We start from the raw sequence: 21706 nt of genomic DNA, 5'->3' as shown, positions 1-21706 counted from the left end.
CAATTCTGGGCTTCTCCTGCCTGGGTGCCATGTTCAGAGCCTCAGCCACCCATCAGTCAAGTTCCGGGGTGCGCTCATAGTCGCACTCTCGCACAGGTTGGGCTTTTCAGATTCTCCCTAAGCAGAACTGCGCTTCACTCCACTGCTTACCTGGGTTTGTTAAGTCATTGTCAACTATTCTACAAGGCGTGTCATTGCTAAAACGTCAGAGTGAGTTTTGCATGCAGAAAGTCTATTTTCATTTGTAATGATCCTCGAACAAATCCACATGAACAACTTTGCGGATACAATGCTGAGCCAGTCCGAGCGGCCAGCCAGCCTTGGGTACAATCTTCTTTTGCCAAGGCGGGAATCATATTACCCATCCCCAGGTGACTGGAGGAATGAAGTACTGTGTTTCTGCTCCCAGATCGCTTCAGTGACGGGCAAGAAGCCAGCAGACCTCTTCTCGACCGTGAGAATCTCAACGCAGCGCGCCCCTCTCTCCCGGGAGGATCTCCGTGGAGATTCGACAAATGGGCTATTTCGGGTAGTGGACGCTTTCAAGGTGGATCGATTACCGGCATTACCACAAAGCTGGGTTATTTAAAAGATCTCGGAGTCACCAGCATCTGGGTAGGCCCTATCTTCAAACAACGATGCCATGAAAACAATTACCACGGATATGCCATCCAAGACTTCTTGCAGATAGACCCCCGTTTTGGCACCCGACAGAATCAGGTCGGTCTTGTTAATCAGGCACATGCTGCTGGCCTTAGGATCATCCTAGATGTTATATTAAATCACTCTGGCGAGAATTGGCTCTATTACTCTAGTGATGGCGATGTCTTTAATCCTCACTATCGGACAGTAGGCTCCTATCAATTCGGTGCTTGGAGAGGGGATCATGGTCAGCCGATATCCGCGATTAATGGCATTGAAGATGGTGTCTGGCCACAGGAGCTACAGGATCCAGATTATTACACGAGGGCAGGCAAAGGGAGCTTGGGTGGAGAAAACTGGAACAATATCGACAATCCTGATACCGAATATCGACGAACAGACTTTGATGGTGGATGCCGAGATTTCAAGGTCGGCAATCCCAATGTTCTATCGGCTTTGTCGAAATGCTATAAATACTGGATTGCCCTCACTGACTGCGATGGATTTCGTATTGATACCCTCAAGCATGTCTCATTGGAGGAGGCTCGCAACTTCTGTGGATCGATCATGGAGTTCTGTGCCAACATCGGCAAGGCCGACTTTTTCCTGGTCGACGAGGTGGCCGGTGGTGACTTCAATCAAGAGCGCTACATTAATGTTCTTGAGCAGAACTTCAACGCGACACTCGATATTGGCGAAACTCGCATCGTTCTTAATAGAGTTTCAAAAGGTCTTGAGTCACCCAAATGCTATTTTGATGCTTTTCCCAAGAACATAGTATTTGGGAGCAGCCGCAATCTCGGCGGTCGCCATGTGTCAGTTTTGGATGATCATGTCCATGCGTTCGGTGAGAAAATTCGCTTTTCGAGTGACGCGGTTTCCGACCATCAAGTTGTTGCCGGAGTTGCGATTCAACTGTTTACCCTGTCAATTCCGTGCATATATGCAGGCACCGAGGAGGCTCTCTCTGGCCCTGAGCCCTCGCAGCGACAGTGGCTTCCTGGCTGGAATGGCACCAATAATTGCTACCTTCGAGAAGCCATGTTTGGACCCGAGCATCCTCTGCGATCTGGAATCGCAGGGCTATCACGATTTGAAGACACCACAATACCAGGTTTCGTGCCGTTCGGTACATCAGGCCACCAATGCTTTGATCCCAACCACCCAACCTTCAAACGCATTGCATCTCTAACCACTCTGCGAGGACAATATCCGGTATTACGAGTCGGCCGCCAATACGTCCGACCAATCTCCATCTTCGGTCGGCCATTCGAATTCCTCGGCAACGGTGAGTTGATGGCATGGTCACGCATACTGGATGATGAAGAAGCCATCTGTATTGTTAATGTCAACGGTAATCAAAAACGTGGCGCCGATGTGCTGGTCGACGCTGGTCTCAGCGGCACTGTGGGAGCGCTTACGGTGGTTCTGAATACAGCCGAGGTGGTGATCGCTCCTGAAGCTGTGCGTCATCCTGTTGGCAGTATCTTGCCGATTCAGCGGACATCAGATGGGAAAGTCTATCTTGAAGTCCGTGATGTCGGCCCCTCTGAAGTCCTGGTCTTGGTCAATTATCCGTGAACAACTTGCTGCTAAGGGATCCCTGGGTAACAGGGGTTTGAGCATCGGCTGAGGGAAAACTCCCGACTTGATTACCCAGCTCGCTCCGCGGGGACCGGGCTTAATCCGTAGGCTGGTACACAGATACCAGCCTAGTCATGGCCTGCAGCGCGATCCAGTTCCAGAAAGGCCTCTACCTGTCTGAGTTCCAGTGGCTCTACGGCACTGATTAGCTGGCCATCCCTTCAGGATGGATCGATCATGCTTAAGTTGGACAGCTTTTCCCAATATTCCGAGATGCCGAAAGGACCGCTTGGTCCGGAAGTGCTTATCTTGGCTGTCAGGTACTGAAAATCTGGGCTGAATGCCAACTGCTTGTGGTGAAAACTCGTGCCGCTGTTGAATTTAATAATCATTGTCAGGGTCTCTATATTGGCGCTGATCACTTCATAGGCAAAGGATCTTTCTGTGTGGCCATCCTCGAGCCATCGGCCTGCTTGGCGGTCGTCAAACAAATACATGACATGCTGAGCGGACTGATTCACTGTCCACGATCCGATGAGCTTGTCCCTCAGCTTGTCATTTTCTTCGGTAAATACGCCGCCATTGCCTGTTTCGTTCATTACCTTTGTGAATTTGATTGATTCTGGCATTTTACTTCGATCGGTGGCGATTAGCGCTTCGCGCCATAGTCTGTTACAGAAAGATTGAGAATCAGAGATGAGTAGGTCGAAGGATTATGTCGTTACTGCTTCCCATGTTCGATGGCGAACGGAAGGACTTAGTTGTTGTGTCTCACCACCTTGTTGAGCCGAGCAGCTCGGCGAGCCGCTGGTGAGGTGAGCGCCAGCCGAGGGCCGAGTGCTTCATGAGCCGATTATAGATCCCCAGATAACGGGGCAGCCAGCGGTTCCGCTCCTCGGAGTTCTGGAAGGCCATGGCGTACGCCCACTCGCGGCTGAGCGTCTGGATGAATCTCTCTGCCTTGCCGTTGGTTCTGGGCGTGTACGGCCTGGTGCGGATGTGCCGCAGACCCAGGATGCGGCAGGCCTTGGCGAACGCCTTGGAGACGTAGGCAGGTCCGTTGTCGCTCATCACCCGCCGGCACTCCACACCCTGGGCGTTGAACCAGGCGACCGCACGGCTGAGAAAGCCGATCACGGTGGGCTTCTGTTCATCGGGCAGCACCTCGACGTACACCAGCCGGGTGGCATCGTCCACGGCGACGTGGACCTTGTCGTAGCCGACACCGTAGGAACGCCCCTGCTGCCGATCGCCGGTGATCCGGTGACCCACCCGGCGAAAGCGCGCCAGGGACTTGACGTCGATATGGATCAGGTCGCCCGGTCGCTCCCACTCGTGCCGGCGCACCGGTGGCTTGGGCTCCAGGTTCCACAGTCGCCCGAGGCCCAGACGGCTGAGGACTCTGGCCACGGTGGAGAAGGGGGCCTGCAGGAGCCGGGCGATGTGCCGGAGGTGGAGCCGCTGGTGGCGGAGATCCACGGCCTGCTGCAGTTGCTGCGGATCGAGCGTCCGCCGCTGGGTGCGGCGCACGCTGCGTCGATCCGCCAGTGAGGCTGAACCGCCTGAGCGGTACCGGGCCAGCCAGCGGTAGGCGCAGCGTAGGCTGATTCCGTTCTCTGCGGCGAGCTCGGCAAGGCTGCGGCCATGCTCCAAGTGCTGGATCACAAGCCAGAGCCGGCCTCGCTGGGTCAGGCGGGCATCGGGGTGGATATGCATGGAAGCGTGAGGTCGGGGTTGATGGGTCGCACCTCAACCGGTAGCGGCCTCACGCCCTGTGATCATCGGGTTACCCCACCAGCTCAGGGCTGACCCACCTCACACCTGGCCGAGCTTTTCGTGCTCTCCAATGGATCTGTCGCCTTGAGCTGATGGGGCCAACCAACAGAACGGCATCGTGACTTGATCAGGTGCCTGGCCTATAGGTCCCATCACAGGTCTGTCCGGCTGTCCTGTTGGTTGCATTTTCCCACCACCATCAGGCATCGATGGCATCTGCAACCCTGGCACAACCTCAGCCTGACGATGCGTATGACGTCGTCATAGGTATTGATACGCATCGGGACTTCCACGTCGCGGTGGCTCTAGCGCCGAACGGCGGCAAACTTGATGAGTACCGGATCCCGACAATCCAACAGGGCTATCAAGCCCTGATCGGCTGGACTGAGTTGTTCGGCAGCAGGCCGGTGTTTGCCATGGAGGGCACGAGCTCCTTTGGAGCTGGCCTCTGCCGCGAACTCCTGGCTGCTGGCTTTTCCGTCATCGAGGCCAATCGGCCTGATCGCTCTACCCGCCGAAGACGGGGAAAGGATGACTCCATCGATGCTGAGGTTGCTGCCAGGGCCTACCTGGCAGGCACCACTATGTCGATCCCCAAAAGTGGTTCCGAACACGTGGAGATGATCCGCATGCTCAATGTCGCCAAGGATTCGGCCATCGACTGCCGCACCAAAGCCATCAACCAGATTCGTGCCCTGCTGGTGACGGCACCTCCGGCCCTCCGAGAGCGCCTGGCTGGGCTGAGTCGTGGCGAACTGATCTCAACCTGTGCGGCCTTTCGGCCTGGTGCGCTGGCATGTCCGCTGATGGCGGCGAAATGGGCCTTACGCAGCCTGGCCCGGCGGATCCAGGCGCTGGATCACGAACTCGCCGAGCTGTTGAGCGACCTCGATGCCCTCACCCAGGCTGCTTGCCCTGGCTTGCGGCAGTCCTACGGGATCGGCGTGGATGGCGCCTCCATCCTGCTTACGGCAGCCGGTGACAATCCTGAGCGTCTGCGCTCAGAAGCGTCATTCGCCGCGCTCTGTGGGGCGAGCCCGCTGCCAGCCAGTTCTGGCAACACCCGCCGCCATCGCCTCAACCGTGGCGGCAACCGCCAAGCGAACGCTGCGCTCTATCGCATCGCAGTGGTGCGGCTGCGCTATCACCAGGCAACCAGGGACTACGCCGAACGTCGCAGGGGGGAAGGACTGAGCAACAAGGAGATCATCCGCGGTCTTAAGCGGTTCATTGCCCGCGAGGTGTTCCGCCTCCTCAGGGGCCGTCCTCCATTGAGAACTGCAGCCGCCTGAACTGAAATCCACGGAAAGCCCAGGCTCCCACCCAGGTGCCCGTCCGCCAATCAGAGCGGTCGGGCACCTGGGTGGCTGAGAGCCGGCCGCGCGTCCTCACCAACGCAGTAACAAACCGCTGGAAGGGCTTGACGGTCTATAGGAGCATCCCTTGTCACTGAACAACCTGCTGAGACAGAACACCAAACAATCTTTTGCGTCCATGACCAAATTAAGAATTGCTTCATTTTGGGTATTATTTGTAACCATGACTACTGAGCTAACATATTTTTTGTGTAGCTTACCGAGGCTATACACAGAACGTTTCTGACGAGGGTGAGCTATGTTCGATATTTCTGAAGTTGGCGTATTGGTTTCGGGCAGTCAAGTAGATTTCCGACTGTATCTACCTAACGTCGACCCAGCGAGTTTTGAGGTATTTGTATATATTATCAAGAGGTCGGAGCAATTTGACAGATCGGTTTCCGCACAGAAGATTAAGCTTTCAGCCTCTTCTCCGCCTGCAGATAACTTATGGGGCGATCTGCCAAAAGGTTTGTGGAATGCAACTGCAACTCTCGCAGAAGGCGATACCTACATTTACCGATATGAAATTGTAGGCCCCTCTAAGTCAGGTTCCGGAAGAAGCACCCGTTCGCTATTTTTTGGCGACCCTTACGCTCGGGAAACGGCTGATGGAACCTTTTCGTTGCTGCGAGTTGAGAGTGCGCCAGCTCCTCTGACGGATCCGGCTGGTTACAAGGTGCCGGAATTGAAGGATGCGGTCATCTACGAGCTCAATGTGGATGAATTTGCTAATACCTTTAGTGGGATTGTCGAACGCTTGCCTTATCTGGAGGGTTTGGGTGTCAATGTTCTCGAATTGATGCCGATTAATAGTGTTGCCGAGCCCTCGCAGTGGGGTTACGTGCCCGTTTTCTACTTTGCTCCAGAAGAACGGTTTGGCGGACCCAAGGGATTGCGAGAGCTGGTGCAAGCGTCTCACGAAAAAGGCATTGCTGTCATTTTGGATATGGTGTATGCCCATGCCGACTTTATGTTTCCCTATCAGGTGGGTTACGATCCGTTTTTTTTCTTGTGGAGGGATCACCAATATGATGATGGGAGGGCGATACGAAGGGCTCCTAATCCCATGTCTTGCGCCTACTCAAACTTCGGAAACAAGAATGACTTCAGGATGAAGTCTGTTCAGGAGTTTTTTGCTGCGGTCAATCAGTTTTGGCTAAATGAATATAATATAGATGGATTTCGATACGATCACGTCAATGGATATTTGGACAAAGCCCCTTCAGTCAATTCTGATGGCTCTATCAACTGGTACTCTGCTGCCAATCGCCCCACTTTTGTTTCGTTACAAACGTTGAGTAAGGAAGCTTACAGTCATTCGAAGGGCATTTCCAGATTTGTTAATGCTGATGGTTCTTCACGGATTATTCAGATCGCAGAGGATTTAGGGGAAAGTGCCTATCAGTTGGAGGATCGTTCGAATAGTGCTGTTAATGGATGTTGGGAGAAGAGCCTTCACAATATCGCTAAATCTATGGCTGCTTACGACTATCTAAATGCCGATTTTGGAAAAGAGCTTTTGTTGAAAGACGATCGCTGGGGGAATTCAGGGTACACGGGTGAAAAGAATGTTGGTGGCGATACTATCCCTGCGTTACCGGTGCAATATCTGGAATCTCACGATGAAAGTCGCTTGATGTATAACGTTGGGTCTCGCAAAGAATGGGATGAAAGTGGCGGATTCGATTATCAGCACGGTCTGCAGAACCAGGCATGGTGGAAGTTGCAGCCTTATGCGATTGCTTTGATGACTTGTGTCGGGATTCCGATGTTGTGGGCCGGGCAGGAATTTGGCGAGAATTATGGCTTGCCAAGTAGTGGTATGGGACGGGTACGCGGGGCTCGCCCTCTCCATTGGGATTATTTTTATTCGCCGATGAGTTCTGTGGGGGGAGGCACTGTATTGCCTCTGATGCAGCTTTACAGAATTCTGGGGGATATTCGGAAAGCTCATCCTGCTTTAAAGGGAAATCGCGAGACTAGTGTTTTGGAGATAGAGCATCTCGCTAGCAAGATTCTGGTATACCGACGTTGGGACGGCGCTCAGATTGTGTTGATTGCTATTAATTTCTCGGATAGCGACCAACATGTCAGTATTCCTTTCGGTGAAGTTGGGACTTGGACAGATATTCTTCAAAAAGCATATGGAGGAACTGATGCGCACACGACTGTAAGTGTTAGCTCGGTGAGTGAAAGGATAACAGTTAGCATTCCTTCTAACTTTGGTCGTATTTATCTCTTTTGATAAATCCCATCTATCGTCATTCGAAGGGCCCATCCGCCCACCAGCGTTACGGTTCCGTTGGGCCCATCCAGCGGCCTGGAGAGGCGGCGCTCTGCACGAATCCCTCCCAGCTCCCTTCCCAGCCATGACCCACCGACGCTCGTTCGCCCTGGTGCTCCTTGCCCTGCTTCTGGGCAGCCCAGCGCTGGCCGAAGTCCTGCAGGAGGGCAAGCCGTCGAAGGGCTTCTACTGGCAGAAGATCAAGCAGTCCACTGGCAAGGTTGTCTACCAGTGCCGCTCCACGAGCGATGCCAAGTTCTAGAAGGCCGCCAGCTGTGAGAAGGCCGGCGCCGCCCATCCGCATTGATGAGGCTCGGGCCACTCCTCCTGCTCCTCCTCCTGGTCGCCCCCGCCCAGGCCGCGACGGTGCGCTCGATCGGTGACGGCGACACCCTGCGGGTGGTGGAGGGAGGCCGGTCGGTGACGATCCGGCTGGCCTGCATCGATGCCCCGGAGAAGGCTCAGCGTCCCTACGGTCAGGCCTCCCGTGCGGCGCTGATGACCCTGGCCCCGGTCGGCTCGGAGGTGAGCCTGCGGGTGAAGACTACCGACAGGTATGGCCGCACGGTGGCGGAGGTGCTTCGCGGCGGCCAGAACGTGAACGTGCAGCTGCTGCGCCAGAGGCAGGCCTTCGCTTACCGCCAGTACCTGCGCCAGTGCGATGCCGCCGCCTACCTGGGGGCGGAGCGCCCCCTCTGCCAGGAAAGTTGACGCCTCTCCATCCTGACCGCTTTTTCCACCAGGGGGCTTGATGGAGCAGAGCAATGCGCCGTTACAGCGAGGCCGTCAAAGCTGATGTGAGAAGGCGGATGAGTCCACCGCACCGGCAGAGCGTGGCCCAGATCTCAGCAGAGCTGGGCATCCACGTGATCACGCTCTACAAGTGGCGGAAGGCCTGGCGGTTGCAGGGCGAGGTGGTGCCGGCCACCCAGAAGGACCCCGAGGGTTGGGGCCCAGCCGACAAGTTCACGGTGGTGCTGGAGACCGCCGGGCTGAACGCGACTGAACTGGGTGGATACTGCCGCGAGCGGGGCCTGTTCCCCGAGCAGGTGGACCGCTGGCGTCAGGCAGCCCAGGATGCCAATGCCCAGCCGCTGCTGACGATGGCCGATCAGAAGGACCTCCAGAAGCGGCACCAGGAGGACCAGCGTGAGATCAAACGGCTCCAGCAGGAGCTGCGCCGCAAGGACAAGGCCCTGGCGGAGGCGGCGGCACTGCTGATCGCCTCAAAAAAGATCCAGGCCTACTGGGGCGAGGACGAGGGGGATTGACTGCGGCGGCCGATCGCCGTAAGGCCCTGGAGATCCTCGATGCCGCCATGGCGGCCGGTGCGCGGGCCCGAGAGGTGGCCGCTTTGCTGAGCGTGGGGCTCACCACGCTGCAGCGCTGGCGGCGGCAGTTCGTGGGTGATGGGGGCGGCCTGGACGGCCGTAAAGGCAGTCGCCGCCTGGTGTCTCACCGGCTCAGTGACGAGGAGCGCCAGCGGATCCTGCTCACCTGCAACCAGAGCGAGTTCGCGGCGTTGCCACCGGGGCAGATCGTGCCGATCCTTGCCGATCGCGGGATCTACATCGGCTCTGAGCGCAGCTTCTACCGCGTGCTTCATGACCATGGCCAGGCCCATCGCCGTGGCCGTGCCCGGCCGCCCCAAGGGCCCCGGCCGGTGCCGCGGCTGGAGGCCAGAGGGCCCAATCAGGTCTGGAGCTGGGACATCACGTACCTGCCCACCAGCGTGCGTGGCGTCTGGCTGTACCTCTACCTGGTGATCGACGTCTGGAGCCGCAAGGTGGTGGCCTGGGATGTCGCCGAGCGGGAGGAGGCCCAGATCGCCGCTGATCTGGTGAGCAGGGCCTGCCTACGGGAGCGGATCAGTAAGGGCCGGCCCCAACCTCTGATCCTCCATGCCGACAACGGCAACGCCATGCGGGCTGCCACGCTGGAGAGCCGGCTGGAGGAGCTGGGGGTGCTCAGATCCTTCTCCAGGCCGAGGGTCAGTAACGACAACCCCTACTCGGAGTCGCTGTTCCGCACGGTCAAGTACCGACCGGACTACCCCAGGCGTCCCTTCCGCAGCCAGGAAGAGGCCTGCAGCTGGGCCTGTGCATTCGTGGCCTGGTACAACCACAGGCACCGCCACAGTTCCATCCGGTTCGTGACGCCTGATCAGCGCCACAGCGGTCAGGCCGTTGAACTCTGTCGTCACCGCGCCCGTCTCTACGAGCAGGCCCGCCAGCGACACCCCCGCCGCTGGAGCCGCGGAACCCGATGCTGGCGTCAGCCGAAAGTGGTCTGGATCAATCCACCGCGTCCAGAAAACGCCATTGATCCAGCTACCTTGGTCATGGCCGCCTGATCAACGGCAGGGGCGTCATCTTTCCTGGCAGTCACCGGCGGGCCGCCGAGATCGATCGGATCGGGGTATGGAGTGTGCCTGGTGGCATTATCCGGCCGTGGGACTTCCGCCGCCAACGCCGACGCTGATGGCCAAGCAGGACGCCTAGGGTTGCGCCATCGACCTAGTACCCTATGCCGGATATACCCTTATGCCGGATATACCCTCTAGAATACGGGTTGTCTCCCTGGATGTTCCGTGTGCTTAGTCGTCCGATGCCACCGCTGGACGTGGCCACCGGTGAGGTTCAGACCCGGTGCAGACCGCGCCACCGACACCAGGAGTTCGCGGGCTTCCTGCGCCAGATCAGAAAATCAGTTCCAGAGGATCTCGACGTCCACCTGATCGTGGATAACACCCAGCCCATTGCGATCCACGACGCGGTGCTGGCCGAATTGTCAGTGGTCAGTGGCACGTAAAGCGGTGCAGGTTCTCGACGGCAATGGCGATGCTCACAGCGTTGAGATGAATGGAGAGCAGTAGGCGGGAAATCTGCAGGAAGTCAGAGATGGACATGCTTGAAGATGCGACTTCCTCACCTTTCCGAGATCGGTAACCGACCTTCCCGGCTGCTGAGAGCCCGCAGCCTGCGGCCTTTACCAGTCGCTGAAAGTCGGGCAGATTCCTCGCCACCACTGGGACGTGGGGCAGTAAGAAAGGGCGTGGCGGAGGCGAGCAGGCGGATATCTACGAGCGGATCACCGCTCGGATCATCGAGCAGATGGAGACGGCCAGCTCCGCAGGCCGGCAGAAGCCCTGGATCACTACCCGGCAGAATACGCTGCAGCCGGTGAACGCCGCCAGCCGGCGGGAATACCGGGGCGTGAACGTGCTGATGCTTTGGGTCTCCGCTGAGATCGCCGGCTACCAAGACGGCCGGTGGGCCAGCTTCCGGCAATGGCAGCAGATCAGCACCCAGGTGCGCCGAGGCGAGAAGGGTACGCCGGTGGTCTTCTACGAGGAGATGCCGCGTCGTGGCGGCGGTGGGGTGGACGGGCCAATCAGGGGCCAGTTCGAAGAGGCCGCCGCCGAGGCCACTGGTTCGGGCAACTACCTGCTGGCTAAGACCAACTACGTATTCAAAGCCGCCCAGGTGGAGGGCAACACTCCGCCCGAGCGTCCTCAGCCGCCAGGGGTTACGTGGACTGGCTTTTCTGGACAGGGCCCATGGTTAACCTCTTAGGCAGGGCACCGCCCCTGAAAGGGGCTCTCACCGTTTGCGCAGTCTTCTCCCACAGCAGTTGAGCAAGCGCAGCACCCAGCGCCCCGAGGACGAAGCGCTTGGAGGTATTGAAGCAGGGGATCGCTCCCGCGACGGCACGGTTGAGGCGCTCGGGGACAGCGGTGTGAGGTGGGAGCCTTTTATTGGACAGTTCTGGCCCTTGACATCGTTAACCCCCGGGCGCCTTACGTGCGCGCTGAGCTGAAGGCTCATGCGGTTGCCACCACTCGTCGTGCGACGAGCTGATCCTTTGCCCACCCCTTAAGAATAACGCGCGGCACCTCGCCCGGAATGAGCAGTTCAAGGGTGCCCCCCTCTGAAGGTCGACCTAGCGCAATGAATCGCTCGTCCTCGTACGCTTCGATCAAGGTGAGACCGGTGCCTCGACACAGCAGAAGGTGGGCATCCTCCCCCGAGGTGGCTCGAACGTCGACGGCCAACAAGTACGAAGGCATCTGCGACAATTCGAGCGTCGCGCGTGTCAGCAAGTCGCGATTACGGTCCATCACGTCACGGAGCGTCGGCCGGTACACCACGTCCGGCTCGATTCCCAAATCCTCGAGCAAGCGGCCCTCGCTCTTGCCGACTCGCATGCATCGGCGAACAGTGAACCCAAACGACACGTTGGTTGGGAGCGGCTTCACCCCAGAGTGGCCGCCGACGTCTTGATAGACATTCAGGCGGTCGTTCATCCACGGGACGTGGCGTAGCACAAATCCGGCCGCGCCATCGGTGACCTGCCACGCGGTCCCATCGAACTCCGGTCTTGCCGGCGACAGATCTGCTTGCTCGGTGAGTGACGCGCTCTGTGCGTTGAAGGCCGCCCGAATGGCTGGCGTGATGACGCCGTCGTCGAGATCCGCGCGTAGCGCGCCATCGAGTTGGAAGTCCGGGTTGAACAGCCGCAGAACCTCGAACTGCCAGTTGTTGCCGCCAGCGGCAGCCATGTTCTTGTCGATGCAGATGACCTTCCCGATCCCGTGGTCGATGAAGCCTGCAGCGAATATGTCGGCCGTACTGTAGGCGAGCGCATCAGTTACAAGAACAACCGGCCCAAAGTAATACTGTCCGAGTTGATTTGCGTCCTCGTCAGTGCCCTCAATCGGGAGTCCCTGAGAGAACGGCTCTCCAGTACGCGCCGCCTCGCTGAATGAGCGTTTCCAAGGCGCAAACAGGTCAACTGTTTTGACCATCCGAGAGGTCGCCTCGTTTACCTTAAACTGGAACCTTGTCGGGGTAATCCAGCTCGGCGTGAGGAGCTGGAGGATCCGCTCGCCGGCCGCGATGTAACCGCCTGTGTTGCCTCGAATGTCGAGCACGATCCCGGCCTGGGGTAGTTGCGGCAGAACAGTGACGAATTTGCGGGCGATGTCATCCGCGCTGTTGTAGGCGGCGAAGTTCCAGAGCCTCACGTAACCGAACAACCCGTGCTCCGTGAGTACCGTGCCGTATTCGAAATTGGCGCAGCGTCCGAGGATGCTCGGCACACCTGGTTCGGCCGTAGCTGACAGAGCTTCGGGTACGTAGATCGGGTCAAATGACGACTGGGCAAACTGGATACGCTTGGCCTGCTGAGTATCAAACAGATCCGGGTCACCGCCGAAGCCAATAACGTTCCGTCCGATAGCGGGTGTAGCTTTTACGGCCCCTAGGTCGAGACCTTGCCAAGCGAACTCCTCCTTGTGCGATGTGCCATCAATATTGAACCGCAACTCAACCCACTCCTCGAAAGGCGCCCCGAAACTCTGGAGTGGCCGACGTGTGAGAAACTCAACGCTCCGAGCCACGCTGGCGGCATCATTCCCTCCGTCGAACACATTGGCGTTCAGCCGTACAAACCGATCGATCGGTACGTTGTTCCAGTGCGTAACGATCGCACCGGCTTTCAGGTGGTTCCCTTTGAAAGCCGGCTCCAACTTGGACACCACATACACCAACTGATCACACTCCCAAGCGCGTTCCACCATGAACGGAAGGACGGCGACGATTCCGACCGGTGTCGGACCGTAGAATGTGAGATGTCGGTCCCGCGTGCGGGCGACCAGTTGCGTTATCGATTGGTGAAACTCCGCGTCGGACAGATTCTCCACTTCTGTGGACAGCAACTCCAGGGCCCTCACTGGGTCGAACCCATACTGTGCCCGCTTTAAGCCCAGGTGCACGTAGAAGTCCCTGATCACGAGCCGCAACTGAGCGGTGATCTGACGGCGGTCCGCTAGGGGATAGATGACCGCGGCAACCTGACCGGTGGCAGCTGCACTGGTCAGCGCCGACAGATCAAGAACGAACTGACGTGCCAATTGTCGCCCAAGTGGAGAGGTCAATAGACGAGACTCCCCGACCCCGGCGGCGGCGATGGCACCCAGTCGCTGCGGCGAGCAGTCGTAGTAGGGCTGTAAGTCAAAAGACATCAGTGTCTCTTGGACGATATTGGCGACAGGAGGCACTCAACGTACCGCTAAAATCTTAACCCGGGTCGCCTGGATCGGTCATTCTTGTTCCTTACGTGCACGCCCCATGAGGTGGTCGGTTTTTTCTGGACAGCCCCCATCGTTAACCTCTAAGGCGGGCCACTACCCTGAAAGGGTCTCCCACCCATGAGCAAACGCCGCACCCACAGCCCCGAGTTCAAGGCCAAGGTCGTCATGGAGGCGATCAGTGGTCACAACTCGCTCCAGGAGATCGCCGCTGATCATGCGCGCACTGGATCCAAGTGAGGAAGTCGAAGCAGCAGCAGCTGGATGGCGCCAGTGAGCTTCCCGCAGGTGAAGTATCCCAGGCCATTGAGGCAACGGTGCAACGGCCTCGGGGCGACAGGGACTGATGGTTAACCACTTAGGTCGGCTCAGTCCCTTCCTGATCCTTCCTCATCCCCAGTAACCCCCGCCTACCCAAGACCGCCCCCGAGACCTTTGGAATCGAGCAGGCAACCGGGCGACCATTATCACCTGGCGGAACCATCTCCCCAGTGAGGACAGGGACGTGCTCGCCTGTGAGGGTATCGATCCTTTCGAGCGGGAAGCCCTCGGGGTCGAGGAGCCAGAGGCAACGAGTCATGGTGATGGAGTGACTGCCTTCAGAGTTCCCGGTTCCGGACAGGGCCAAGGTGTTCGTCCAGTCCTGCCCCCCCCCCCCGAACACGCGAGCCCATGCCGCCTACAGGCAGGGAGCCTCCATCACCGGCCTGCTCGGACAGAGGGCGGACACGTGGCGGACAGGGCAGCTCCTTCCACCTCTCCCCAATCCACACCTCATTCCGGCCGGCCCGGACATGCCGGACACCCCCTCATCAGACAATTGATGGGATCCCGCTCTCCCTCATCCAGCACACAAACATGAGAGGGGCAAGCCCCCCCCCTTTTGGGGGTGTCCGGGTAGTCCGGCTCTCGGGGGGGGGGGGGGCCCTCAGCGAGCTTTCGCCGATAGGGGGAGTGACCCCATCCCCGAGGGCGGCCCCCTCCCGCCACCCTCGGTTGAGCATCAGATCCACACGCTGCCCCCTCTCCCGCGTCCATAGGCCGCCAAGATCTCGTCACTCCCAGCCCCCCCCCCCGAGCCCTGATGCGGGTCGTCCCACTCCTCTCCTTCCAGGGCCTGGCTCTGCTCCTCCCTCTGCTCACCCCCTTGGCCGCAGCAGCTGGCACTGTGATCTCAGTCGGTGATGGCGACACGCTTCGCGTCCTTGACCGAGGCGAAAGGCTCACGATCCGGGTGGCCTGCATCGATGCCCCGGAGATGGCTCAGGCCCCCTACGGGCAGAAGGCGAGGGAAGCTCTCCAGGCTCTCCTCCCTGTCGGCTCCATAGTCGGTGGACCGTCCGCAAGATGCACAGCGCCGAACAACTGCTAAACCAAGGACAAACCGTTGCCGACGTCTGCCCTCAGCCATTCTTAATTCATGTCAGGGCTCAATAGTCAATGGTGTTGGATCAGAGGATTCGCCTTGGGGATTAACAATTATAAGATCTGCAGAATTGACAGCTGCTGGAATTGTTACTGAAAATCTGATCTCGGTGGAAGAAATAGGAGTTACTTTTGGAACTATAGGAGCTAGCCCTGGGGTTGTCTGGGGCCTAATAGTGACGCTAGCTTCTTTGTCAAAGTTGTTTCCAATAATTGTAAGACTCATAAGCCTATCTTTCTTAATGGGACCCCCGTCGACACGATTGATTACTGGGTTGTTAGGGCCGTAGAATGCCCACTTTGCATAACTGCCGTCGGGGTTGTAGATGGTAAATGGATAAGGATCTTCTCTGTACGGCCAGTTATTGATGAGACTTGGGATTGCAATCTCCAGAGTCTTCGCATTATTCTCGTCGCTATCTTCTTTTGTAATTACCTTTATCGTTGCTTTTGCATCAGTCCCTTCTGTAGTATCCTTTGGCAGCCGGACTATCTGATTATTGTCCTTGGAGATCTCAAATGATCCATTCTTTGAAAGATGTCTTCCATAGATTGTCAAGTTGAGAAATCCATCTTTGTAGGTTGCCCTTCCGATCCCTGAAATTGATGGACCAGCCAATCGAGCAAGTTTTCCACCTAAGTATCCCACCGAGCTGACCCCGGATAGCTGAAGAAAGCCGTCGGGTATTGTAGGCAGCCCATCAATACTGGCAGGGCTCATAAATAATACCATAAATGCATAAGTAACAACACCAATAATCGTCCATACAAGAAACTGAACGCGTTCTGCGACGACATTGCCGCCCGAGGTGATAAAATCAGATAATTGAGGGTTAATCTCTCCTCCACCTTTAGCTTTGATATCGCCTATCCCGATTGCAAAAAAACTTGTTGCAGAACTGATCAACACGATGCCAGGAAGTCCACTGGGTATATCAATAAATTCTAGATGCCGTTGCGCCAGGTTTCTAGAAAATAGCAAGAACAAATAACTCGTGACTGCAACAAGAGTCCAAAGATAAAACTGAAGTCGTGCAAGGCTGTAGGTATTGGTTTCTTTGTCAACAAGAAGGGAAAAGAATATATTCTTGCCACCATCCTTGGCTAAGACTTGCCAAAATGAAAAGATAAACACACCCACAACAAGGGCAGCCAATGCCAAAGGGACTGGGTAAGCTACTTGGGAGAGGGTAAGAGGGTATATGTTTGATTTAATGTTTTGAACTTCAATTTGAATTCCAACCTTTCCACTGTCGTCACTCTGAAGCTTCAGATTCTCGTATTTTATTCGCGTCGGATTGTCGAAAATAGTGCCTGTTGGAATAGTCGCATTTCTAAACTCTGCCGATTCAGGCTTGATCTTATTGGGGTTAGAGCGCTTGGAGTTCAAATAATCGAGCTTACACTGATTAAAGCTATTAACATCCTCCGTCCAGCATACTTCTTGCAGGGTGCTTGCTTTGATATTATTGCCTGGTGAAGTAAACAAGCGATTGCTGCCTGAATCATTCTCGTTGCTTCCAATCGTGCTGAGATTATCTCCAGTCAGTGTAAATGTGTAGGAACCACTTGCGTCTGGAAAGACGACGCCGGAGGGGTCTACAGCCGTGATTAATGGAATAGATGAGGAAGCTGGGGTGACTGGAATAGCAATAAGTAGTTTTTTATCTATGCTTCCACTTACAAGAATCTTCTTCTCTGCATTCTGTACCAAGAGAGTCGGAGTGTATCTCCCTGGAGGCAAGTCTGCAGGGATGTTAAACTGCAAATCAGTAGAAACACTCTTGCTGCGGGGAACCCTTTGTTTCTGCCTGTCTTGGTCACTACTTAATTGTAGTTCAAGACTCATATCTTTCAAGAAAGTATCATCTGTGCTTTTGACTATGACTGACATCCCTTGAGAAACACTTTCTTTCTCTATGGCAAAAGAATCTTGGCTGAAGGCTGGAGTAAGGCACAGTAAAATGATGGCGCCTGCCAATAGCAGAAATCTCCATGATTGCAGGACCCGTGTCAGGCCCACAAGCTGAGAAGGTATGGAGAGTCTTAGCTTTTTGGCAATACCACGAAAACTTCTCACAACGGTTAAAGAAGTAATCATTGTCCAAAGCCTCTTTGGGAAATCATTTCTTTTCATGGGGTTAGCCCGAGAAGGAATGTGCTTCTGCGATGTGGCCGTGGGACTTCAGTAAGCCTGCCCTATCACTTGACCGTGCCGGCTTTCCGGTTGTTGTCTCCACATTATGAGAGGTCTCCAGTTCCTAGTATGGTTGATGCTCTACTCTTGAACTACTTATTGTGCCAACAACTGCAGTTCATCATGAATGCGACTTGCTGCTGCATAGAATGCTGCGTTAGTCAGATGCAGCTCGTTCGCCCAATCTGAATCGGGATTAATTACCTGCCGCAAATCAACAAAGCGAAAGTTGTCACTGTTATCACGCTGAACGGCTTTTAGCATTTCATTATAAAGATCAATAACGTAGAATACAATGCTTCGCTGCTCTTGTGTGTCAGTTATACCCTTGGATGTGAGTACATTGCGCAGCCAAGGTCCAATAAACCTAAAATCGCCTGCGTTGATAACCGCTTTACCAGTTGGTGGAGTATGTCCGTAACCATGCATCACAATGACGGTTGATGGGCTTGCTTGCCTGACCTTCGCGCACAAATCATCAAGATACTTCTTAAAAACGATGCCAATCTCGAACTCTGCAAAGGAGTCTCGAAACGCTTTCAAGCCTGAATGTGAATGATTGAAATACCGAGTAAACTCTTCACCAGCCACATCATTTCCGCCTCCCGAGAAAAGTAGTGCTTTTGGCTTGACTTGGCTGAGGCGCGTCAAGACTGCATCAAGTGTAGGAGGCAGTCTGTTGTAGTCTCTGTCATGCTTAGTGCCGTATATCATGTTCTCGAGAGTATCACCAGCGCGTGCATAGCTGACATCAAAAGCGTAGCCGCGATATCGTAGATGGTCCAGGATATCTATGCCGGGAAGGTAATCGAACCATGAGTCTCCTTCAGCAATTAGGGGGCCAAGGGATGCTCCTTCGGTAGTGATCGAGGGTAGTTGAGGATCTGGCCAGTCCCTTGGTGCCCAGTCTTTTCGGTCGATTTCCAGCTGATTGCCTTGACCGCTGATCGTGTAGCGTTCATTCAAGAGTGCTTGCTGCTTAAACGCTTGTATGCGTTCGGGCGAGTAGTCGTTAAGATCTCCAGGGTTTAATGGCATGGCTCGTAAATTGCTTGTTATCTATCCTTAGCATGGATACTCGCTTTTGCAGGCTTCATTCATATGTCTTCTAGGAGCCCACTTGTGGCATCCATCGTGAGGTGGTCTGGGTTTTCTGGACAGGGTCTATCGTTAATCTGTGAAGCGTGGCAACGCCCCTTAACGGGGACTCCCCCCCCCTCTGCCAGGAAAGTTGACGCCTCTCCATCCTGACCGCTTTTTCCACCAGGGGGCTTGATGGAGCAGAGCAATGCGCCGTTACAGCGAGGCCGTCAAAGCTGATGTGAGAAGGCGGATGAGTCCACCGCACCGGCAGAGCGTGGCCCAGATCTCAGCAGAGCTGGGCATCCACGTGATCACGCTCTACAAGTGGCGGAAGGCCTGGCGGTTGCAGGGCGAGGTGGTGCCGGCCACCCAGAAGGACCCCGAGGGTTGGGGCCCAGCCGACAAGTTCACGGTGGTGCTGGAGACCGCCGGGCTGAACGCGACTGAACTGGGTGGATACTGCCGCGAGCGGGGCCTGTTCCCCGAGCAGGTGGACCGCTGGCGTCAGGCAGCCCAGGATGCCAATGCCCAGCCGCTGCTGACGATGGCCGATCAGAAGGACCTCCAGAAGCGGCACCAGGAGGACCAGCGTGAGATCAAACGGCTCCAGCAGGAGCTGCGCCGCAAGGACAAGGCCCTGGCGGAGGCGGCGGCACTGCTGATCGCCTCAAAAAAGATCCAGGCCTACTGGGGCGAGGACGAGGGGGATTGACTGCGGCGGCCGATCGCCGTAAGGCCCTGGAGATCCTCGATGCCGCCATGGCGGCCGGTGCGCGGGCCCGAGAGGTGGCCGCTTTGCTGAGCGTGGGGCTCACCACGCTGCAGCGCTGGCGGCGGCAGTTCGTGGGTGATGGGGGCGGCCTGGACGGCCGTAAAGGCAGTCGCCGCCTGGTGTCTCACCGGCTCAGTGACGAGGAGCGCCAGCGGATCCTGCTCACCTGCAACCAGAGCGAGTTCGCGGCGTTGCCACCGGGGCAGATCGTGCCGATCCTTGCCGATCGCGGGATCTACATCGGCTCTGAGCGCAGCTTCTACCGCGTGCTTCATGACCATGGCCAGGCCCATCGCCGTGGCCGTGCCCGGCCGCCCCAAGGGCCCCGGCCGGTGCCGCGGCTGGAGGCCAGAGGGCCCAATCAGGTCTGGAGCTGGGACATCACGTACCTGCCCACCAGCGTGCGTGGCGTCTGGCTGTACCTCTACCTGGTGATCGACGTCTGGAGCCGCAAGGTGGTGGCCTGGGATGTCGCCGAGCGGGAGGAGGCCCAGATCGCCGCTGATCTGGTGAGCAGGGCCTGCCTACGGGAGCGGATCAGTAAGGGCCGGCCCCAACCTCTGATCCTCCATGCCGACAACGGCAACGCCATGCGGGCTGCCACGCTGGAGAGCCGGCTGGAGGAGCTGGGGGTGCTCAGATCCTTCTCCAGGCCGAGGGTCAGTAACGACAACCCCTACTCGGAGTCGCTGTTCCGCACGGTCAAGTACCGACCGGACTACCCCAGGCGTCCCTTCCGCAGCCAGGAAGAGGCCTGCAGCTGGGCCTGTGCATTCGTGGCCTGGTACAACCACAGGCACCGCCACAGTTCCATCCGGTTCGTGACGCCTGATCAGCGCCACAGCGGTCAGGCCGTTGAACTCTGTCGTCACCGCGCCCGTCTCTACGAGCAGGCCCGCCAGCGACACCCCCGCCGCTGGAGCCGCGGAACCCGATGCTGGCGTCAGCCGAAAGTGGTCTGGATCAATCCACCGCGTCCAGAAAACGCCATTGATCCAGCTACCTTGGTCATGGCCGCCTGATCAACGGCAGGGGCGTCATCTTTCCTGGCAGTCACCGCCCCCGATGAGCAAGCGCCGCACCCCTAGGAGTCTGCTGAAAAACCTGCCCAGTCGCGGGAGAGTGGCCCAACGGCACTGAGCGAATTCGCGGGCAGCAGGAATGCACCAGCCCCCTGTTCTCGTACATCTCCACAGAAGACCGGATTCCGTCCGGCCATCCCTGAGCCAGGCCAGGCGGCTGGCGGATCAGGCCCTGGATCGGCTCAAGCCCACCTTCTGCAGGCTCTACCCCGAGGGCGGCAGGCCCTCGATCTCGCCGGAGCAACTGCTGCTGGCCCTGTTGCTGCAGGCGATCTATGGCATCCGCTCGGAGCGGATGATGATGGAACAGCTGGACTACAACCTGCTGGTCCGCTGGTTTGCTGGCCTCAATCCCGACGACTTCGTCTGGCATCCCACGACATTCAACAAGAATCGCGATCGGCTGCTCAACGAAGAGCTCCCGGCGAAGTATCCGGCGAGAATCTGGTTGAGGGGCCGCGCCAATCAGGTTGACCGCTCTTGAGGGGCTGCGCTGAATCCGGTTGCCAGGTGGGCGTTCTGCTGGATGAACTCCACGGCGCCCTGCCGGCCGGCGGCGGGGCGCTGCTGATCCATGCCCTCAACCCCCATCGCTTCGCCTGGCTGCGCCGCGGCAACGAACACAACATTGATCTCAACCGCAACGGCCTTGACTTCCGCGGCACCCTGCCCGAGAACCCGGCCTACGACGCCCTCCACGACGCCCTGCTGCCCGGCGACTGGGACGGGCCCGAGCGGCAACGGGCCGACGCCCTTCTGGAGGCCTTCATCACTGGGCAGGGGATGGCCGCCTACCAGGCGGCGCTGCAGCGCGGCCAGTACACCCATCCCACCGGCCTCTTCTACGGCGGCAGCCGCCCCAGCTGGTCGCTGTCCACTCTGGAGACGATCCTCACCGATCACCTCGGCCCGGCCTGCCGCCGCCTGGCGGTGATCGACCTGCACACCGGCCTGGGCCCCTGGGGCTACGGCGAGCTGATCGGCAGCGGCAGCACTGGCGACGACTGGGAGCGGCTGCAACGCTGGTATGGCCCGGAGGTCACCCGGCCCGGCCTGGGCCCCTCCAGCTCGTCGGAGGTGTCGGGGTCGGTGCCCGTGTTTCTGCGCCGAATGCTCCCTGCGGTGGAGCTCACCGTTCTGGCCCTGGAGTTCGGCACCCGGCCGATCGCGGAGGTGCTGGCGGCCCTGCGCGCCGATGCCTGGCTGCACGCCGTGCCCGATCGCCCCACCCCCCACCGGGAGGCGATCCGCCGCCAGGTCCGCGAGGCCTTCCTGATCGACAGCCCCGCCTGGCGGGCCGCTGTGTACGGCCGCTGCGCCGATGTGGTGCTGCGGGCTTGTAGGGGGTTGGGGGGGTGAGTCGTAAGACCGCTTGGCAGCCGGCAGGATTGGGATGCCGATGACGGGGTGCT

General features: G+C 57.7%; 14 protein-coding genes and 3 pseudogenes. 12 read left to right on the top strand and 5 right to left on the bottom strand.

Annotated features, from left to right (window positions below):
- Window positions 1-393: 393 nt before the first annotated feature.
- Window positions 394-2223 (top strand): alpha-amylase family glycosyl hydrolase, encoded by a 1830-nt coding sequence (locus CYAGR_RS09110; RefSeq protein WP_015109507.1) that lies wholly within the window; start codon window positions 394-396, stop codon window positions 2221-2223.
- A 224-nt stretch (window positions 2224-2447) separates the two neighbouring features.
- Here the strand turns inward: CYAGR_RS09110 and CYAGR_RS18315 are convergent, their stop codons facing one another.
- Window positions 2448-2855: a hypothetical protein gene (locus CYAGR_RS18315; RefSeq protein ID WP_156818428.1), complete on the bottom strand. Its 408-nt coding sequence runs from the start codon at window positions 2853-2855 to the stop codon at window positions 2448-2450.
- A gap of 142 nt (window positions 2856-2997) precedes the next feature.
- Window positions 2998-3942, bottom strand: coding sequence for an IS481 family transposase (locus CYAGR_RS09105; protein ID WP_015109505.1), 945 nt, complete (start codon window positions 3940-3942; stop codon window positions 2998-3000).
- Between the two features lie 269 nt (window positions 3943-4211).
- Here CYAGR_RS09105 and CYAGR_RS16525 point away from each other — a divergent pair, with 269 nt between their 5' ends.
- The 7 genes and pseudogenes from CYAGR_RS16525 to CYAGR_RS09075 all read left to right on the top strand — a co-directional run bounded on the left by CYAGR_RS16525 (window position 4212) and on the right by CYAGR_RS09075 (window position 11219).
- Window positions 4212-5294: an IS110 family RNA-guided transposase gene (locus CYAGR_RS16525; RefSeq protein ID WP_015109504.1), complete on the top strand. Its 1083-nt coding sequence runs from the start codon at window positions 4212-4214 to the stop codon at window positions 5292-5294.
- 322 nt (window positions 5295-5616) lie between these two features.
- The gene (locus tag CYAGR_RS18310; RefSeq protein ID WP_015109503.1) at window positions 5617-7605 is read left to right on the top strand and encodes an alpha-amylase family glycosyl hydrolase; all 1989 of its coding nucleotides are present in this window, start codon (window positions 5617-5619) and stop codon (window positions 7603-7605) included.
- Between the two features lie 124 nt (window positions 7606-7729).
- Complete coding sequence (locus tag CYAGR_RS18305) at window positions 7730-7906, top strand: hypothetical protein (protein ID WP_015109502.1); 177 nt, start codon at window positions 7730-7732, stop codon at window positions 7904-7906.
- A 44-nt stretch (window positions 7907-7950) separates the two neighbouring features.
- Complete coding sequence (locus CYAGR_RS09095) at window positions 7951-8355, top strand: thermonuclease family protein (protein WP_015109501.1); 405 nt, start codon at window positions 7951-7953, stop codon at window positions 8353-8355.
- A gap of 53 nt (window positions 8356-8408) precedes the next feature.
- Window positions 8409-9997, top strand: a pseudogene (locus tag CYAGR_RS09085) (IS3 family transposase).
- Window positions 9998-10251: 254 nt separating this feature from the next.
- Window positions 10252-10455 carry a hypothetical protein gene (locus CYAGR_RS09080; protein WP_043325650.1) on the top strand — a complete coding sequence of 68 codons (204 nt, stop codon included), beginning with the start codon at window positions 10252-10254 and terminating at the stop codon, window positions 10453-10455.
- Between the two features lie 302 nt (window positions 10456-10757).
- Window positions 10758-11219 carry an ArdC-like ssDNA-binding domain-containing protein gene (locus CYAGR_RS09075; RefSeq protein WP_051017108.1) on the top strand — a complete coding sequence of 154 codons (462 nt, stop codon included), beginning with the start codon at window positions 10758-10760 and terminating at the stop codon, window positions 11217-11219.
- A gap of 248 nt (window positions 11220-11467) precedes the next feature.
- On the opposite strand, the gene CYAGR_RS09070 is transcribed toward CYAGR_RS09075, so the two are convergent.
- Window positions 11468-13705, bottom strand: coding sequence for a S41 family peptidase (locus CYAGR_RS09070; protein WP_156818427.1), 2238 nt, complete (start codon window positions 13703-13705; stop codon window positions 11468-11470).
- 150 nt (window positions 13706-13855) lie between these two features.
- Here CYAGR_RS09070 and CYAGR_RS19670 point away from each other — a divergent pair, with 150 nt between their 5' ends.
- Window positions 13856-13975, top strand: a complete 120-nt coding sequence (locus CYAGR_RS19670; protein ID WP_015109498.1) for a transposase — start codon at window positions 13856-13858, stop codon at window positions 13973-13975.
- A 1183-nt stretch (window positions 13976-15158) separates the two neighbouring features.
- Here the strand turns inward: CYAGR_RS19670 and CYAGR_RS18300 are convergent.
- Both CYAGR_RS18300 and CYAGR_RS17125 read right to left on the bottom strand, forming a co-directional pair.
- On the bottom strand, window positions 15159-17297 hold the full coding sequence (locus CYAGR_RS18300; protein ID WP_015109497.1) for a hypothetical protein: 2139 nt from the start codon (window positions 17295-17297) through the stop codon (window positions 15159-15161).
- A 156-nt stretch (window positions 17298-17453) separates the two neighbouring features.
- Window positions 17454-18395, bottom strand: coding sequence for a GDSL-type esterase/lipase family protein (locus tag CYAGR_RS17125; RefSeq protein ID WP_015109496.1), 942 nt, complete (start codon window positions 18393-18395; stop codon window positions 17454-17456).
- A gap of 250 nt (window positions 18396-18645) precedes the next feature.
- On the opposite strand from CYAGR_RS17125, the pseudogene CYAGR_RS09040 reads away from it, so the two are divergent.
- From CYAGR_RS09040 to CYAGR_RS09030, 3 genes and pseudogenes are all read left to right on the top strand, one after another.
- Window positions 18646-20234, top strand: a pseudogene (locus CYAGR_RS09040) (IS3 family transposase).
- Between the two features lie 122 nt (window positions 20235-20356).
- Window positions 20357-20727: pseudogene (locus CYAGR_RS09035) on the top strand (transposase); the annotation flags it as partial.
- A gap of 77 nt (window positions 20728-20804) precedes the next feature.
- Window positions 20805-21653 (top strand): DUF2817 domain-containing protein, encoded by an 849-nt coding sequence (locus CYAGR_RS09030; protein WP_051017103.1) that lies wholly within the window; start codon window positions 20805-20807, stop codon window positions 21651-21653.
- Window positions 21654-21706 lie beyond the last annotated feature (53 nt).

This window comes from Cyanobium gracile PCC 6307, assembly GCF_000316515.1.
In the GTDB taxonomy this organism is placed as follows: domain Bacteria; phylum Cyanobacteriota; class Cyanobacteriia; order PCC-6307; family Cyanobiaceae; genus Cyanobium; species Cyanobium gracile.
Note: the sequence above shows the minus strand (reverse complement) of the source record. Positions and strands in the feature narration are given on the sequence as shown.